The organism is Methylobacterium litchii (assembly GCF_038442315.1).
Taxonomy (GTDB): Bacteria; Pseudomonadota; Alphaproteobacteria; order Rhizobiales; family Beijerinckiaceae; genus Methylobacterium; species Methylobacterium litchii.
In genome coordinates this window covers 106,137-121,089 of record NZ_JBBXMY010000001.1, presented here as the reverse complement: position 1 = coordinate 121,089, position 14,953 = coordinate 106,137, and the positions used below count along the sequence as shown (strand labels likewise).

The window sequence follows — 14,953 nt, the reverse complement described above, 5'->3', positions numbered from 1 at the left end:
GCCCGGCTTCGGACGAGCCGGGTTGTCCCCGCTTCGCAAGCCGCCTTAGAACCGGACAAAGGATGAGGCAGGGATGACCGCAGAGACACCAGCGACCGACCCGTCGATCGAGGCCCTGCCGTTCGAGAAGGCCCTGGAGCATCTCGAGGACATCGTGCGGCAACTGGAACGCGGCGACGTGCCGCTGGACAGGTCGGTAGAGATCTACGAACGCGGCGAGGCACTGAAGCGGCGCTGCGAGGCCTTGCTCAAGCAGGCCGAGGCGCGGATCCAGCGGATCACCCTCACCGCCGATGGGCGGGCGGAGGGTGTGGCGCCCCTCGATGTGTCGTGAAGTCTCGGGTCGGTCCCGTGGGAAATGAGGTTGTGACCGTGGCGATCACCCCTGAGCAATCAGCGTTGCTGGATCGTGTGAACGAGCCGTCGGATCTGCGGACGGTGCCGGAAGGCGAGCTGCAATCCGTGGCCGATGCCGTGCGCGCCGAGATGATCGACGCCGTGTCCATCACCGGCGGCCATCTCGGCTCGGGGCTGGGCGTCGTCGAGCTCACCGTCGCCCTGCATCACGTGTTCGATACCCCCGACGACCGCATCGTCTGGGATGTCGGCCACCAGTGCTACCCGCACAAGATCCTCACCGGCCGCCGCGACCGCATCCGCACCCTGCGCCAGGGCGGAGGCCTGTCCGGCTTCACCAAGCGCTCCGAGAGCGTCTACGATCCGTTCGGCGCGGCGCACTCCTCGACCTCGATCTCGGCCGCCCTCGGCATGGCGGTCGGCCGCGACCTCGATGCCGCCGCCGCGAAGGCCAAGGGCCAGACGCCGAAGCGCCGCAACATGATCGCGGTGATCGGCGACGGCTCGATGTCGGCGGGCATGGCCTACGAGGCCATGAACAATGCCGGCGCCCTGCATTCGCGCCTCATCGTCATCCTCAACGACAACGACATGTCCATCGCGCCCCCCGTCGGCGCGATGTCGGCCTATCTCGCGCGGCTCGCCTCGGGCGACACCTACCGGACCCTGCGTGACGCCGCCAAGCAGCTCGGCAAGCTGCTGCCGAAGGCGATCTACCAGCGTGCGGCGGCGGCGGAAGAGTATGCCCGCTCTCTCGTGGTCGGCGGCGGCACGATGTTCGAGGAGATGGGCTTCCACTATGTCGGCCCGGTAGACGGGCACAACCTCGACCACCTGCTGCCGGTGCTGAAGAACGTCCGCGACACCGAGACCGGCCCGATCCTGCTGCACGTCGTCACCCGCAAGGGCAAGGGCTACGCGCCGGCCGAGGCCTCGGCCGACCGCTACCACGGGGTGGTGAAGTTCGACGTGGTGTCGGGCGTCCAGGCCAAGGCCAAGCCGAACGCGCCGGCCTATACACGGGTGTTCGGCGAGAGCCTGATCAAGGCGGCCGACGCCGACCCGAAGGTCGTGGCGATCACCGCCGCGATGCCCGGCGGCACCGGTATCGATCTCTTTGGAAAAGCCCACCCCGACAAGACCTTCGACGTGGGCATCGCCGAGCAGCACGCCGTGACCTTCGCGGGCGGTCTGGCGACGGAGGGCTACAAGCCGTTCGTGGCGATCTACTCGACCTTCCTGCAGCGGGCCTACGACCAGGTGGTGCACGACATCGCCCTGCAGAACCTGCCCGTGCGCTTCTGCATGGACCGGGCGGGGCTCGTCGGCGCGGACGGCGCGACCCATGCGGGCGCGTTCGATCTCGCCTATCTGTGCTGTCTGCCGAACATGACGGTGATGGCGGCGGCCGACGAGGCCGAGCTGGTCCACATGGTGGCGACGCTGCACGCCCATGACAGCGGCCCGTCCGCCCTGCGCTACCCGCGCGGCGAGGGCGTCGGCATCGAATTGCCGGAGCGGGGCGAGGCCCTGCCCATCGGCAAGGGCCGCGTGGTGCGCGAGGACGCGAACGCGCGGGTGGCGATCCTGTCGCTCGGCACGCGTCTGGCGGAGGCGCTGAAGGCGGCGGATACGCTCGCCGATCAGGGCGTGGCGGTCACGGTGGCGGATGCGCGCTTCGCCAAGCCGCTGGACGAGGCGCTGATCCTCGACCTCGCGTCGCGGCACGAGGTGCTGCTGACCATCGAAGAGGGCTCGCGGGGCGGGTTCGGGGCGATGGTGCTGCACCTTCTGGCCGAGAAGGGCGCGCTGGATGCGGGCCGGGTGCGGGTGCGGACGCTCACCCTGCCGGACGCGTATCAGGACCACGACAAGCCGGAGACAATGTACGCCGAGGCGGGCCTCGACGCCCCGAGCATCGTCAAGGTCGTCACCGAGACGCTGCCCGCCGCCAAGGCCGAGAAGGCCGACCTCTCCGACAACGTCGTCAGCGTCCGCCGCCGGCCGCGCTGAGCGGCACCCTCACGCCGTCCGGATGAGTCGACGGGACGGCGGGGAATGGGGTAGAATTCCTCTCGAGGAGTTCGCCATGACCGCACAGGCTGCCGTTCGTCCCGAGGCCGAGGTGATGACGGCCCGGGACACCATCCGCGATCTCGCCCGCCGTCACGGCATCCGCTACGAGCGGGCGGGCCTCGACGACTGGGCCGAGGCGGTCTCGCGCGTGGCCGGCGACGATGTGAACCTCGACGAGACCGAGTGGCTGCTCGTCGCCCTGGGCCGGGCCGAAGCCATCCCCGACATCGAGAACACGCTGCTTCATGCGCGTTATCTGGCCGAGCGGGACGGCTTGGACGCTTGACCTTCGACGTCTTCGGCGATTTCGAGGAACGGGGCTATCTCCGCAACGTCGCCGGTCTCAAAGACCTCGCTCGGGTCAAGCAACTCGAGCACAGGGCCTTCATGATGAAGGTCGGCAAGGCCGTCGCCGCCCTGTCCCGCCGGAACCCTCTGAACTACGCAGACATCCTCGCCACGCATGCGACCCTGTTCGGCTCGGTCTACCCCTGGGCGGGGAAGGACCGGTGGGAGACTGCACCGCAAGCCAACATCAGCCGCGGCGGCTACGACAGGATGTTCGCCTTCCCGAAGGATATCCGCCGGGCCGCCGACTACGCCCTCCGGCAGGGCAACGATCGCGCGTTCATGCGGGCGAAGCCCGGCGAGGTGCTGGGCTCGCTGGCCCACGCCCATCCGTTCCTCGACGGCAACGGGCGCACCATCATGACGGTACACGCGGTCCTGGCCCACCGGGCGGACCTCTCCGTCGCGTGGCACGAGACGGACAAGGCCGCCTTCCTGACGGCCCTGACCAGAGAAGTGCATCTGCCCGGCGACGGATATCTGGACGCCTACCTCGCGCCCTTCCTCCGCGAGCCGAGGCCGCTGGAGCGGGAGGTCGAAGGGCTGAGGGCCCTGACGACCCTCGGCTCCGCGACCGCCGCGGGCTGAGCCTCAGCCCAGCGCCTCCTCCACGGCCTTGCCGCAGGCCTGCGTGTCCGCGTTGCCGCCGAGGTCGCGGGTGCGGAGCGTCCGCTCGGCCAGCACCCGCTCGATGCCGGTGACGATCTCCGCCGCCGCCGCGTGCTCGCCGAGGTGTTCCAGCATCATCGCCCCGGACCAGATCTGGCCGATCGGGTTGGCGATGCCCTGGCCCGCGATGTCGGGGGCCGAGCCGTGGACCGGCTCGAACACCGACGGATGCACCCGCTCCGGGTTGATGTTGCCCGAGGGCGCGATGCCGATCGTGCCCGTGCAGGCGGGGCCGAGGTCCGACAGGATGTCCCCGAACAGGTTCGAGGCCACCACCACGTCGAACCGGTCCGGGTTCAGCACGAAATGCGCGGTCAGGATGTCGATGTGGTACTGGTCCCAGGTCACGTCCGGGTAGGACTTCGCCATGGCCCGCACCCGCTCGTCCCAGTACGGCATGGTGATCGAGATGCCGTTGGACTTGGTGGCCGAGGTCACGTGCTTGCGCGGCCGGGTCTTGGCCAGCTCGAAGGCGAACTTGAGGATCCGGTCGACGCCGTGGCGCGTCATGATCGTCTCCTGCATGGCGAATTCCCGGTCGGTGCCGACGAACATCCGCCCGCCCGCGTTCGAGTACTCGCCCTCGGTGTTCTCGCGGACCACCCAGAAATCGATGTCGCCGGGCTTCCGGTCCGCCAGCGGGCACTTCACCCCCGGCATCAGCCGCACCGGGCGCAGGTTGGCATATTGGTCGAATTCCCGCCGGAACAGGATCAGCGAGCCCCACAGGGAGATGTGGTCCGGCACCCGGTCGGGCATGCCCACCGCGCCGAAATAGATCGCGTCGTGGCCCTCGATCTGCGGCTTCCAGTCCTCCGGCATCATCCGGCCGTGCTGTTCGTAATAGTCGCAGCTCGCGAAATCGAACCAGTCGAGCTGGAGCGAGAAGCCGTGCAGCTTGGCGGCCTTCTCCAGCACGCGCACGCCCTCGGGCACGACCTCCTTGCCGATGCCGTCGCCGGGAATGACCGCGATGCGGTAGCTGCGCTCTGCCATGGGTTCCTCCGCGTGGTCTCTGTGCGGCCCAAGGTGTGGACATGGGCCGCCGGGTCAATCCGCCGGCCTGACGTTCAGACCGATTCCCCGACCATTGCCCGGCGCTGCCGGTCCAGTTCCTCGCTGTAGCGCTTCAGCGTGTGGCTCTCGGTGAGGAGCCCCAGCACCGTCCGCGCGGGATCGAGGACGGCCAGCGCCTCGCTCTCCGTCCGGTCGAAGGCGGACGCCGCCTCCTTGGCGTTCATCTCCGGCGTCAGGAAGTCGTCGGTGCAGCGCAGGAGGTCGGCCAGCGCCGGCTGCTCGCCGGAGGCGGCCTCGCGGGCCAGCGCATGGGCCTCCGGGACGGAGACGATGCCGGCGTAGCGGTCCTTCCCGTCCGTCACCACCACCCGCGAGGGCGAGCCGAGGGGGTGGGCGCGCAGGAAGGTCGCCAGCGGCGTGTCGAGGGGCACCGGCCGCACGTCCCGCCGCATCAGCCGCCCGACGGTCAGGGAGCGGATCCAGCCGATGTCGTGCGCGCTGCGGATGCTCTCGCCGCGCAGGTGGAAGCGCCAGGTGGCGAAGGAATAGCCGAAGGTCTTCCGGACGGTCAGCGAGGAGGCGATCACCGCCGCCAGCACGAGGCCGGTGATGGGCAGGCTGCCCGTGGCCTCGAGGGCCAGGAACGTCATGGTGAGCGGGCCGCCGATCACCGCGACGGCGAGCGCGCTCATGCCGATTACCGCGTAGGCCAGCGGCGTCAGGCCGAAGCCGGCCATGCCCGGAATCAGGAGCGGCGCCGCCACGGCGAAGAACTTCCCCGCGATGGCGCCCAGGAACAGGGAGGCGAAGAACAGGCCGCCGCGGAACCCCGAACCGATGGAGATGGCCGAAGCCAGGGCCTTGGCCACGAACAGCCCGGCGAGCGCGAGGCCGGTATAGCCCTGGGCGCTCTCCAGGAAATGCATATGCAGGGCGCCGTGGCCGCCGGAGAGCACCTGCGGCGTGCCCGCCAGCGCCAGCGCCCCGACGCAGAGGCCGCCGAGGACGGGGGCCGCGACGCGCGGCAGGCCGGAGGCCTGGACGATCTGCTCCACCAGGGTCACGCCGCGCATCACCGCGATGCCGAGGCCGGCGCAGAACAGGCCGAGCATCAGGCTCGGCACGATCTCCAGGCTGGTGACGTGGGAGGTCGTCACCGCCTGCATGTTGTCGAAGACGACGAGGGGCTGCGTGCCGAGGATCGCCTGCGAGATCAGGCTGCCGCAGAGCGCCGCCACGACGACCGGCGTCAGCATGGCGATGGAATAGGTGCCGATGATCAGTTCGAAGGCGTAGAACGCCCCCGTCAGCGGGGCGCCGAACGCCGCCGCGATGGCCGCCGCCGCGCCGCAGCCCACGAGGGTGCGCAGGTCGCCCCGCCGCAATTCGAAGGCGATGCCGAGCCGGGAGGCGACGCCGGAGCAGATCTGCGTGTAGCCGGCCTCCAGGCCGACCGAGGCGCCGCTCCCGTTCGAGATGATGTTCTGCAGGCCGAGATAGAGGCTGTCGCGCAGGGACATCCGCCCGCCGTGCAGGGCGTTGGCCTCGATCGGGTCGATGGCCGGGCGCTTGCGCGGGCCGCGCACGTAGTGGACGAGGAGGATCAGGAGCCCCAGCGCGAGGCCGCCGAAACAGGGGCCGACGAGCAGCAGGATCGGGTTCACCGCCTCCATGGCGCTCAGGCGACTGCCGGCGGGGAGCTGGTAGAGGAGTTCGCGCAAGCCCTGGGTGAGCAGGGTCATGCCCGAGACCGCGAGCCCGGAGACGGCGCCGACGAAGGTCGCCAGCAGGACGAGGCCGCCCTCGCTGCGCCGGACGAAGGCGCGCAGCCGGCCGGGGGCCTGGACGAAGGGCGCGCGCACCCGCTTTCCGCGGCCTCGCGCGGCCTTGGGCGCGGTGTCCGGATCGGACGCCGTGCCGGGGGAGGGCTGTCGCGCGCTCACCCCTGGTTCTTACGCAGGGGAGGGGGCGGGCGTCCACCGTGCGGGCTTATCTCATCCGGGATTGGATCCCTCGGAACCTCGGCCGCATTGAACGGCCGGAGGGGTGTTCACAGGGGATCGCAATGGGTTTGGCCGCTTTCGTCTTCTTCGTCGTTCCGTGGATGGTGCTGGCGGTCTGGCTGTTCCGCCTGCCGAGCGCCCTGCGGCTGGGGGTGGCGCCGACGCCCTGGCGTCCGCTCACGCAGTTTCCCGAGATGCCGCGCGACCAGCGGCACGAGACCAACGCCGCCAATTCCGGCACCAACGACGGATCGAACGCCACGGGGGGCGACAAGCACACGCCCTACATCGCGTAGGATCAGTACTCGTCCTCGAACTCGCGGGCGGGCGCCCGGCCGCGCCCGCCTCGCCGGGGGGAGCCCGCGCCGATCCCGGCCACCAGGTCGGCGATGTGGCGCAGGGTCTCGACCGAGAGCACCTTCTCGCCCTCGCCCCGCCCCTGCGGGATGAGGGCCTTGGCGAAGCCGAGCTTCTGGGCCTCCTTCAGCCGCGCCCCCGCCTGGGCGACCGGGCGGATCGCCCCCGAGAGGCCGATCTCGCCAAAATAGACCGTCTCGGCTGGCAGCACCGCCCCGGAGAGGGACGAGACCAGGGCGGCGGCGACCGCGAGGTCGGCCGCCGGTTCCACCACCCGCAGGCCGCCCGCGACGTTGAGATAGACGTCGTGGCTTCCGAGCCGGATCCCGGCATGGGCCTCCAGCACCGCGAGCACCATGGAGAGGCGGTTCGGGTCCCAGCCCACCACCGCCCGGCGGGGCATGCCGAGGGAGGACGGCGCCACCAGCGCCTGGATCTCCACGAGGAGCGGCCGGGTGCCCTCCATCCCGGCGAAGACGGCGGTGCCCGCCGCCTGCTGGTCGCGTCCGGCGAGGAACAGGGCGGAGGGGTTCGGCACCTCCGAGAGGCCGGCATCGGTCATCTCGAACACGCCGATCTCGTCGGTGGGCCCGAAGCGGTTCTTCACCGCGCGCAGGATGCGGAAATGGTGGCCCTGGTCGCCCTCGAAGGAGGCGACCGCATCGACCATGTGCTCCACGACGCGGGGGCCGGCGATCTGCCCGTCCTTGGTGACGTGGCCCACGAGGATCACCGCCGTCCCCGTGGTCTTGGCGAAGCGGATCAGCGCCTGCGCCGAGGAGCGCACCTGCGTGACCGTGCCGGGGGCCGATTCGACGGTCTCGGTCCACATGGTCTGGATCGAATCGATCACCGCCAGCGCCGGGGGCTTCCCCTGGCTCAGGGTCTCGACGATGTCCTCGACATTGGTCTGCGCCGCGAGCTGCACGTCGGCCTTGGCGAGGCCGAGGCGCTCGGCCCGCAGCCGCACCTGCCCCACCGCCTCCTCGCCGGAGATATAGGCGACGCCCGCGCCCTGCTGGGCCATGGCGGCGGCGGCCTGCATCAGCAGGGTCGACTTGCCGATGCCGGGATCGCCGCCGAGCAGGATCACCGAGCCGCGCACGAAGCCGCCGCCGGTCACCCGGTCGAGCTCGCCGATGCCGGAGGGGCTGCGCGGCGCCTCCTTGGCCTCGCCGGTCAGCCCCTCCAGGGGGAAGATCCGCCCCCGGGAGCGGGAGGGCCGGGTGGCGGCGGGGCCGGACTGGCCGGGGCCGCCCGCGCTCTCCTCCTGGATCGTGTTCCAGCCGTCGCAGGCCTCGCAGCGCCCGCGCCAGCGGTTGTAGACCGCCCCGCAGGACTGGCAGACGAAGGTCTGGTGGATCTTGGCCATGGGTGTCCCGGACTCGTCCGCCTACGCGGCCCTAGCCATCATAATCCCGAACATAACGGGAACCAAGGCTCGTCAGGATCTCGTAGCCGATGGTGCCGGCGGACCGGCCCACCGTATCGACGTCGAGGCCGTCGCCGATCAGCACGGCCCGCGCCCCCCGGCGGGCGGCGGGGGCGTCGGTGACGTCGAGGATGATGAGGTCCATGGAGACGAGGCCGAGGATCGGGCAGGCGACCCCGCCGACCAGGGCATGGCCGCGCCCGCTGAGCGCCCGGGGCAGGCCGTCCGCGTAGCCCAGCGACAGGGTCGCGAGGCGACGGGGGCCGGGCGCCGTCCAGCGGCCGTTGTAGCCGGCACTCATGCCGGCCTCGACCTGACGCACCTGCACGATGGCGGCGTCGAGGCGCACCACCGGGTCCATCGGGTTCGGCGCGTCGGGGGTCGGGTTGCCGCCGAACAGGGCGTAGCCCGGCCGCAGCAGGTCGTGCCGGGCGCCGTCGAGGAAGACGCCGGAGGAGTTGGCGAGCGACCCGCGCAAGGCGGGCAGAGCCTTCCGCACGCGGGAAAAATCCGCGATCTGGCGGGCGTTCACCGGATCCTCCGGGCGCTCCGCGCTGACGAAGTGGCTCATCACGAGGTCGATGCCCGCCGCCGCGATCCGGGGATCGTCGGCGAGCGCCAGGGCCTCGGGCACCGACAGGCCGAGCCGGTTCATGCCCGTGTCGACGTGGAGCGCCGCAGGGTGGCGCCCCCGCGAGAAGGCGGCCCATTCGGACAGTTCCTCCAGGCTCCCGAGGACGGGGCGCAGGCGCGCCTCAGCGAAAGCCGGCGACGAACCCGGCGGCAGGCCGTTCAGCACGTAGAGCGCGGCCTCCGGCAGGGCGGCGCGGGCGACGAGGCCTTCCGAGAGATGGGCCACGAAGAAGCTGCGGCACCCGGCCTCCCACAGGGCGGGCCCGGCGCGGTCGATGCCGGTGCCGTAGGCGTCGGCCTTGATCACCGCGCCGCACTCGGCCCCCGGCGCCCGGGCGGCGAGGCGCCGCCAGTTGGCGGCGAGCGCGGAGAGATCGACCGTCAGCCGGCCGCCATGCACCTCGCTGCTTGCCCGCGACACCGCCACGCCACCTCTCCCGTTTCACCCGTCACCCCGGACGTAGGGCCACACCCCCCGGCTCCGCAACGACGGAACCGGCTGTCCCGTTCGCGAGTCCCCGTCAGACACGAACGAGGTACATAACCATGCGGAGAGCCCTCCTCGCGGCGGCACTGCTGCCCCTGGCGGGCGCGGCCTCGGCGCAGACCGCCCCCCTCGGCCCGGCGGGATCCGCCATCGGCTCGGTCAGCGTCGCCCCCGCCGCGCCGGGCTTCACGAATCAGCAGGCATCGGTCGTGCCGCAGACGACGATCGCCAATCCCGGCGGCCTGAGCCTCGGCGGCACCGCGCGTGGCGCCTTCCCGAGCATCTCGTCGCAGACCGGCGGCATCCAGAATGCCGGCGGGTTGACCTTCGGCTCGGGCCTGTCCCTCGGTTCCCTGCCCACCCCCACGAGCGCGACCCTGTCCATCGGCGCGACCGGCAGCTTCGGCCTGTCCTCCCTCGGCCTCGGCGCCACGTCCTTCGGCACGACGAACCGCTTCGGCCTCTCGACGGGCACGGTCTCGGCGGGCATCGGCGCGACCGGCTCCACCGGGGGCGGCTTCGGCGGCTCCGGGGCGGGCATCGCCACCGGAACGACCGTCGATCCCACGCGCCAGACGGGGGTGAGGGCCATCGGCGGGGGCGGCGGTGGCGGGGGCGCCGGCATCTCCGGCGGTGCGGCGAGCGCCGCGAACGAGGCCTGCGCCACCCTCCCGGTCGGCGGCTGCACTGGCGCCTTCTGATGCAACGGTGATACACGGCCCGGCCCGTCCGCCGCCCCCCGGTGACGGCCGAGGTTCGGCAAGATATACTGAGGGAGTGGTCGGGAGAGCCGCACGGGCCTCGTCGGCGCTTCCCGTGCGTTCCTGAAGTGAGGCGATGCCGTTCACAGTCCTCGATCTCGTGGTCCTTGGCATCGTTGCCGTGTCCGCGCTCCTGGCGGCCGTCCGTGGCGTGACGCGCGAAGTCCTGGCGATCGTCGCCTGGGTCGTCGCGGCGGCGGCCGCGTGGTCGTTCTTCCCGATGCTCCTGCCCACCGTGAAGCAGCACGTGAGCAGCGACACGGTCGCCCTCGTGGGCTCCATTGCGGCGATCTTCCTCATCACGCTCATCATCGTGTCGATCATCACCGTGAAGATCTCCGACGTGGTGCTCGATTCGCGCATCGGCGCGGTGGACCGCTCCCTCGGCTTCCTGTTCGGCGCGGCGCGGGGCTTCCTGATCTGCGTGATCGGCTGGGTGTTCCTATCCTGGCTGGTCCAGGGCAAGGTGCCGGATTGGGCGGCGCAGGCCCGCTCCCGGCCGATGCTGGAGAAATCCGGCGACGCGCTGGTGGCGCAGCTGCCGGAGAACCCGGAAGGCTTCCTCAAGCAGTTCAAGAAGCCCAAGCCCGTCAGCCCGCCGAACGAGGCGGCCGACGCGCCCGCCGACGACGCGACCGTCCAGAAGCGGACCGAGACGGCGCCCAAGCGCTGACGGTTCGAGCGCTGACGGGCGCGGGCCGCTGCCCTGCGGCCGACGCCGTTGGCCTGCGCTGCGGGAGCGATTACATGACGGCGGCGTGACGCAGGCCGTCTTGAGTCCGTCGCCCCCAGGAAGTGACCGAGCCCGATCATGTCGCGAGCCCCCGTCGACGCCTCCGAGGATTTCGATACCGCGCAGTTCGATCTCGACGGCGATACGCTGCGCGAGGAATGCGGGATCTTCGGCATCTTCGGCCACCCGGACGCCTCGGCCATCGTCGCGCTGGGGCTCCACGCCCTGCAGCACCGGGGCCAGGAGGCGGCAGGCATCGTCGCCTTCGACGGCAAGGTGTTCCATTCGGAGCGGCGGCCGGGCCTCGTCGGCGATTCGTTCTCGGACGCGGCGACCATCGAGCGCCTGAAGGGCCGCTCGGCCATCGGCCACGTCCGCTACTCGACCACGGGCGGGACGATCCTGCGCAACGTCCAGCCGCTCTTCGCGGAGCTGGCGGGCGGCGGTCTCGCGGTGGCCCATAACGGCAACCTGACCAACGCCCTCTCGATCCGCCGCGACCTCGTGCGCGATGGGGCGATCACGCAATCGACCTCGGACACGGAGGTGATCCTCCACCTCGCCGCCCGCTCGCGCAAACCCCGCATCATCGAACGCTTCATCGACGCATTGCAGGCGATCCAGGGCGCCTACGCCCTGGTGGCACTGACCAACAAGAAGCTCATTGGCGCCCGCGACCCGCTGGGCATCCGCCCGCTGGTGCTGGGCGAACTCGACGGGCGCTACATGCTCGCCTCCGAGACCTGCGCGCTCGACATCATCGGCGCCCGCTACGTCCGCGACATCGAGAACGGCGAGATCGTCGTGATCTCGGAGGAGGGGATCGAGTCGATCCGCTTCGCCCCGGCGCAGCCGATGCGGCCCTGCATCTTCGAGTACATCTACTTCGCCCGGCCGGATTCCATCGTGAACGGCAAGAGCGTCTACGCCGTGCGCAAGGCCATCGGCCACGAACTCGCCCGCGAATCCCGCGCCGAGGCGGACGTGGTGGTGCCGGTGCCGGATTCCGGCGTGCCAGCGGCCCTCGGCTACAGCCAGGAGACGGGCATCCCCTTCGAGATGGGGATCATCCGCAACCACTATGTCGGGCGCACCTTCATCCAGCCGACCCAGTCGGTGCGCGAACTCGGCGTGCGCATGAAGCATTCGGCCAACCGTGCGGCCATCGCCGGCAAGCGGATCGTGCTGGTGGACGACAGCCTGGTGCGCGGCACGACCTCGGTGAAGATCGTGCGCATGATGCGCGAGGCCGGCGCGGCGGAGGTGCATTTCCGCATCGCCTCGCCGCCGATCACCCATCCCGACTATTACGGCATCGACACGCCGGAGCGGGAAAAGCTGCTCGCCGCCACCCACGACCTCGAAGGGATGCGGGAATATATCGGCGCGGATTCGCTCGCCTTCCTTTCGATCCCCGGCCTCTATCGGGCGATGGGCGAGACGGAGCGGCGCAGCGCCTGCCCGCAATACACCGACCATTGCTTCACCGGCGACTATCCGACGGGGCTGACCGATCTGGCGATCGCCAGCCCCCGGCAGATGGCGATGCTCGCCGAGGCGGATTGATCCCGATGGCTCCCCAATCCCTGGACGGCCGCGTCGCCGTCGTCACCGGCGCCTCGCGCGGCATCGGCCGCGCCGCCGCCCTGGCCCTCGCGGAAGCGGGGGCTCACGTCGTGGCGGTGGCCCGCACCCAGGGCGCCCTGGAAGAGCTCGACGACGAGATCCGCCGGATCGGCGGCAGCGCCACCCTGGTGCCCCTCGACCTCAAGGATTTCGACGCCATCGACCGCCTCGGCGGGGCGATCCACGAGCGCTGGGGCAAGCTCGACATCCTGATCGGCAATGCGGGCGTGCTCGGCGTGCTGATGCCGCTCGGCCATATCGATCCGAAGATCTGGGCGAGCACGCTGGACATCAACGTCACCGCCAACTGGCGGCTGATCCGCTCGTTCGACCCGCTGCTGCGCATGTCGGATGCCGGGCGGGCGATCTTCGTGACCTCGGGGGCGGCGCATTCCTGCCGGGCCTATTGGGGTCCCTACGCCGTCACCAAGGCGGCCCTCGAAGCGCTGGTGCGCAGCTACGCCGCCGAGACCGAATCGACGGCGATCCGCGCCATGCTGGTGAGCCCCGGGGCGCTGCGCACCCGGATGCGCCGCTCGGCCATGCCGGGGGAGGACCCGCAGACCCTGCCCACGCCGGAGGATCTGGCGCCGCATTTCGTGCGCCTCGCCTCGCCGGAGTGGCGGGAGACCGGCCTGATCTACGATTTCAGGCAGGACCGGCTGCTGACGCCCCGCGCACCGGAATGAGCGGGGAGGGCGAAGCCCTTACGCCGCCTTCACCTCGGCCAGGAAGTCGCCGACCTCGCCCGTAAGGCGCTCGGACTGCTCGGACAGGGCGCGGGCCGCCTGGAGGACCTTCGCGGCCTCCCGGCCGGTGCGCTCGCTGCCCTGGCGCAGGTCCGCCAGGGTGGCGCTCACCTGCGCCGTGCCGTCCGCCGCGTGGGCGACGCTGCGGGCGATCTCCCCGGTGGCGCTGCCCTGCTGCTCCATGGCGGCGGCGACGCCCCCGACCCGCTCCGACATCTCGCCGATGGCCGCGCCGATGCGGCGGATGTCGCCGACCGCGGCCTCCGTCGCCGCCTGGATCTGGCCGACCTGCACGCCGATCTCCTCGGTGGCCCGCGCCGTCTGGCCGGCGAGTTCCTTCACCTCGGCGGCCACCACCGCGAAGCCCCGTCCGGCCTCGCCGGCGCGGGCGGCCTCGATGGTCGCGTTCAGGGCGAGCAGGTTGGTCTGGCCGGCGATGGCCGAGATCATCTGCACCACCTCGCCGATGCGCAGGGCGGCGGCGGAGAGCTGCTGCACGGTGGCGTCGGTGCGCGCGGCATCCGCCACGGCCCGCCCGGCCATCGCCGAGGAATGCGTGACCTGCTCCAGGATCTCGTGGATCGAGGCGGTCATCTCCTCGCTCGCCGCCGCCGCCGTCTGGACGCTGGCGGAGGTGTCCCGGGCGATCCCGCCCGCCGCGACGGTGCGGCCGGTCCCGTCCTCGGCGGTCTCGGCCATGGCGCGGGCGGCGGCCTCCATCTCGGCCGAGGCCGAGGCGAGCGCGCGGGTCAGGCCCGAGACCCGTTCCTCGAAGGACAGGGCGAGGCCGTCGAGGGCCGCCCCGCGCCGGGCGGCGGCCTCGCTGTGCGACGCCTCGGAGGCGGACAGGCGGCGGGCCACGGCGGCGTCGTCCTTGAACACCTGCAGGGCGCGGGCGAGCAGGCCGACCTCGTCCCGGCGCTCCGTGCCGACCACCGTCACCCCGAGATTCCCGGCGGCGAGGTCGTTCATCGCCCCCGCCATCCGGGCGAGGGGGCGGGCGATGCCGTAGACCGCGATCGCCGCGAGGAGGGCGAAGGCGGCGGCGAGGCCGAGCCCCGCGAGCCAGGTCAGGCGGTCCTTCGTGGCGGCGGCGACCCCGGCGGCGGCCTCCCGCGCGGCCGAGAGGTCGCCCAGCGTCTGCGTCACCCGCGCCTCGACGGCGGCGAGCGCCTTGGCACGCAGGGCCGCCTCGTCCTGCGTGGACATGGCGAAGGCGATATCGGTCATGCCCTGCTTGGCGTTGGTGACGACCTTGTCGGAAAAGGCGAGGTAGCCCTTCACGGCCTCGCGGGCGGCCTCGTCCTGCCCCCGCTGCGCCGCGTCGGCGGCGAGGGAGACCAAGCGCTCGGCCTCCCGGCCTGCCCGCGTCTCGGCCTCCTTATGCTTCTCGGCCAGGGTCTGCAGCACGTCGCCGCTGCCCTCCACGATCACGCCCTTCTGCGCGATGGTCGCCGCGTTGAGGGCGTCCGCCATGCGCAGGGCGGCGACGACCCGGTTCACCTGGCCGTCGACGATCTCGTCCGTGGCCCCGCGCAGGGTGTCGAGGCCGGAGCGGGCCATGAGCAGGAGCCCCGCCGCCATGAGCAGGACCAGCCCCGCCGGCAGGGCCAGCTTGGCGATGAGCTTCAGATCGTTAAAGGAGCGCATGACCAGATCCGGAGCCGGAACGACCTTCGGCCAGAGATGACAGGTATTACGCCGG

14 protein-coding genes are annotated in these 14,953 nt (G+C 71.5%); 9 read left to right on the top strand and 5 right to left on the bottom strand.

Annotated features, from left to right (window positions below; translation table 11 throughout):
• Positions 1-73: 73 nt before the first annotated feature.
• From AAHF99_RS00580 to AAHF99_RS00565, 4 genes are all read left to right on the top strand, one after another.
• A complete protein-coding gene (locus tag AAHF99_RS00580; protein WP_342162211.1) occupies positions 74-334 on the top strand; it encodes an exodeoxyribonuclease VII small subunit in 261 nt (86 codons plus the stop codon).
• Positions 335-411: 77 nt separating this feature from the next.
• Positions 412-2,370, top strand: a complete 1,959-nt coding sequence (gene dxs / locus AAHF99_RS00575) for a 1-deoxy-D-xylulose-5-phosphate synthase (protein WP_412759810.1) — start codon at positions 412-414, stop codon at positions 2,368-2,370.
• 76 nt (positions 2,371-2,446) lie between these two features.
• Positions 2,447-2,719: a hypothetical protein gene (locus AAHF99_RS00570; RefSeq protein WP_342162209.1), complete on the top strand. Its 273-nt coding sequence runs from the start codon at positions 2,447-2,449 to the stop codon at positions 2,717-2,719.
• Complete coding sequence (locus AAHF99_RS00565; RefSeq protein ID WP_342162208.1) at positions 2,716-3,369, top strand: Fic/DOC family protein; 654 nt, start codon at positions 2,716-2,718, stop codon at positions 3,367-3,369. Before AAHF99_RS00570 ends, AAHF99_RS00565 begins: the two co-directional genes overlap by 4 nt.
• Positions 3,370-3,372: 3 nt before the next feature.
• Here the strand turns inward: AAHF99_RS00565 and AAHF99_RS00560 are convergent, their stop codons facing one another.
• On the bottom strand, positions 3,373-4,446 hold the full coding sequence (locus AAHF99_RS00560) for a tartrate dehydrogenase (protein WP_342162207.1): 1,074 nt from the start codon (positions 4,444-4,446) through the stop codon (positions 3,373-3,375).
• Positions 4,447-4,520: 74 nt separating this feature from the next.
• Positions 4,521-6,410 (bottom strand): chloride channel protein, encoded by a 1,890-nt coding sequence (locus tag AAHF99_RS00555; RefSeq protein ID WP_412759809.1) that lies wholly within the window; start codon positions 6,408-6,410, stop codon positions 4,521-4,523.
• 122 nt (positions 6,411-6,532) lie between these two features.
• Here AAHF99_RS00555 and AAHF99_RS00550 point away from each other — a divergent pair, with 122 nt between their 5' ends.
• Positions 6,533-6,766, top strand: coding sequence for a hypothetical protein (locus AAHF99_RS00550; RefSeq protein ID WP_342162206.1), 234 nt, complete (start codon positions 6,533-6,535; stop codon positions 6,764-6,766).
• A gap of 2 nt (positions 6,767-6,768) precedes the next feature.
• Here the strand turns inward: AAHF99_RS00550 and radA are convergent, their stop codons facing one another.
• Both radA and alr read right to left on the bottom strand, forming a co-directional pair.
• Positions 6,769-8,199, bottom strand: coding sequence for a DNA repair protein RadA (gene radA, locus AAHF99_RS00545; protein WP_243956132.1), 1,431 nt, complete (start codon positions 8,197-8,199; stop codon positions 6,769-6,771).
• 31 nt (positions 8,200-8,230) lie between these two features.
• Positions 8,231-9,319, bottom strand: a complete 1,089-nt coding sequence (gene alr / locus AAHF99_RS00540; RefSeq protein ID WP_342162205.1) for an alanine racemase — start codon at positions 9,317-9,319, stop codon at positions 8,231-8,233.
• A gap of 119 nt (positions 9,320-9,438) precedes the next feature.
• On the opposite strand from alr, the gene AAHF99_RS00535 reads away from it, so the two are divergent.
• From AAHF99_RS00535 to AAHF99_RS00520, 4 genes are all read left to right on the top strand, one after another.
• Positions 9,439-10,080 (top strand): hypothetical protein, encoded by a 642-nt coding sequence (locus tag AAHF99_RS00535; protein WP_342162204.1) that lies wholly within the window; start codon positions 9,439-9,441, stop codon positions 10,078-10,080.
• Positions 10,081-10,216: 136 nt separating this feature from the next.
• Positions 10,217-10,813 carry a CvpA family protein gene (locus AAHF99_RS00530; protein ID WP_342162203.1) on the top strand — a complete coding sequence of 199 codons (597 nt, stop codon included), beginning with the start codon at positions 10,217-10,219 and terminating at the stop codon, positions 10,811-10,813.
• 138 nt (positions 10,814-10,951) lie between these two features.
• Complete coding sequence (purF, locus tag AAHF99_RS00525) at positions 10,952-12,439, top strand: amidophosphoribosyltransferase (protein ID WP_342162202.1); 1,488 nt, start codon at positions 10,952-10,954, stop codon at positions 12,437-12,439.
• A gap of 5 nt (positions 12,440-12,444) precedes the next feature.
• Positions 12,445-13,188 (top strand): SDR family NAD(P)-dependent oxidoreductase, encoded by a 744-nt coding sequence (locus AAHF99_RS00520; protein WP_342162201.1) that lies wholly within the window; start codon positions 12,445-12,447, stop codon positions 13,186-13,188.
• A gap of 18 nt (positions 13,189-13,206) precedes the next feature.
• Here the strand turns inward: AAHF99_RS00520 and AAHF99_RS00515 are convergent, their stop codons facing one another.
• The gene (locus tag AAHF99_RS00515; protein WP_342162200.1) at positions 13,207-14,898 is read right to left on the bottom strand and encodes a methyl-accepting chemotaxis protein; all 1,692 of its coding nucleotides are present in this window, start codon (positions 14,896-14,898) and stop codon (positions 13,207-13,209) included.
• Positions 14,899-14,953 lie beyond the last annotated feature (55 nt).

What these genes read in the sequence shown, in the direction of transcription:
- radA (WP_243956132.1), bottom strand. Translation starts at nt 8,199, where the DNA reads ATGGCCAAGATCCACCAGACCTTCGTCTGCCAGTCCTGCGGGGCGGTC.
- AAHF99_RS00550 (WP_342162206.1), top strand. Translation starts at nt 6,533, where the DNA reads ATGGGTTTGGCCGCTTTCGTCTTCTTCGTCGTTCCGTGGATGGTGCTG.
- purF (WP_342162202.1), top strand. Translation starts at nt 10,952, where the DNA reads ATGTCGCGAGCCCCCGTCGACGCCTCCGAGGATTTCGATACCGCGCAG.
- AAHF99_RS00520 (WP_342162201.1), top strand. Translation starts at nt 12,445, where the DNA reads ATGGCTCCCCAATCCCTGGACGGCCGCGTCGCCGTCGTCACCGGCGCC.
- AAHF99_RS00560 (WP_342162207.1), bottom strand. Translation starts at nt 4,446, where the DNA reads ATGGCAGAGCGCAGCTACCGCATCGCGGTCATTCCCGGCGACGGCATC.
- AAHF99_RS00570 (WP_342162209.1), top strand. Translation starts at nt 2,447, where the DNA reads ATGACCGCACAGGCTGCCGTTCGTCCCGAGGCCGAGGTGATGACGGCC.
- AAHF99_RS00530 (WP_342162203.1), top strand. Translation starts at nt 10,217, where the DNA reads ATGCCGTTCACAGTCCTCGATCTCGTGGTCCTTGGCATCGTTGCCGTG.
- AAHF99_RS00515 (WP_342162200.1), bottom strand. Translation starts at nt 14,898, where the DNA reads ATGCGCTCCTTTAACGATCTGAAGCTCATCGCCAAGCTGGCCCTGCCG.
- AAHF99_RS00535 (WP_342162204.1), top strand. Translation starts at nt 9,439, where the DNA reads ATGCGGAGAGCCCTCCTCGCGGCGGCACTGCTGCCCCTGGCGGGCGCG.
- AAHF99_RS00580 (WP_342162211.1), top strand. Translation starts at nt 74, where the DNA reads ATGACCGCAGAGACACCAGCGACCGACCCGTCGATCGAGGCCCTGCCG.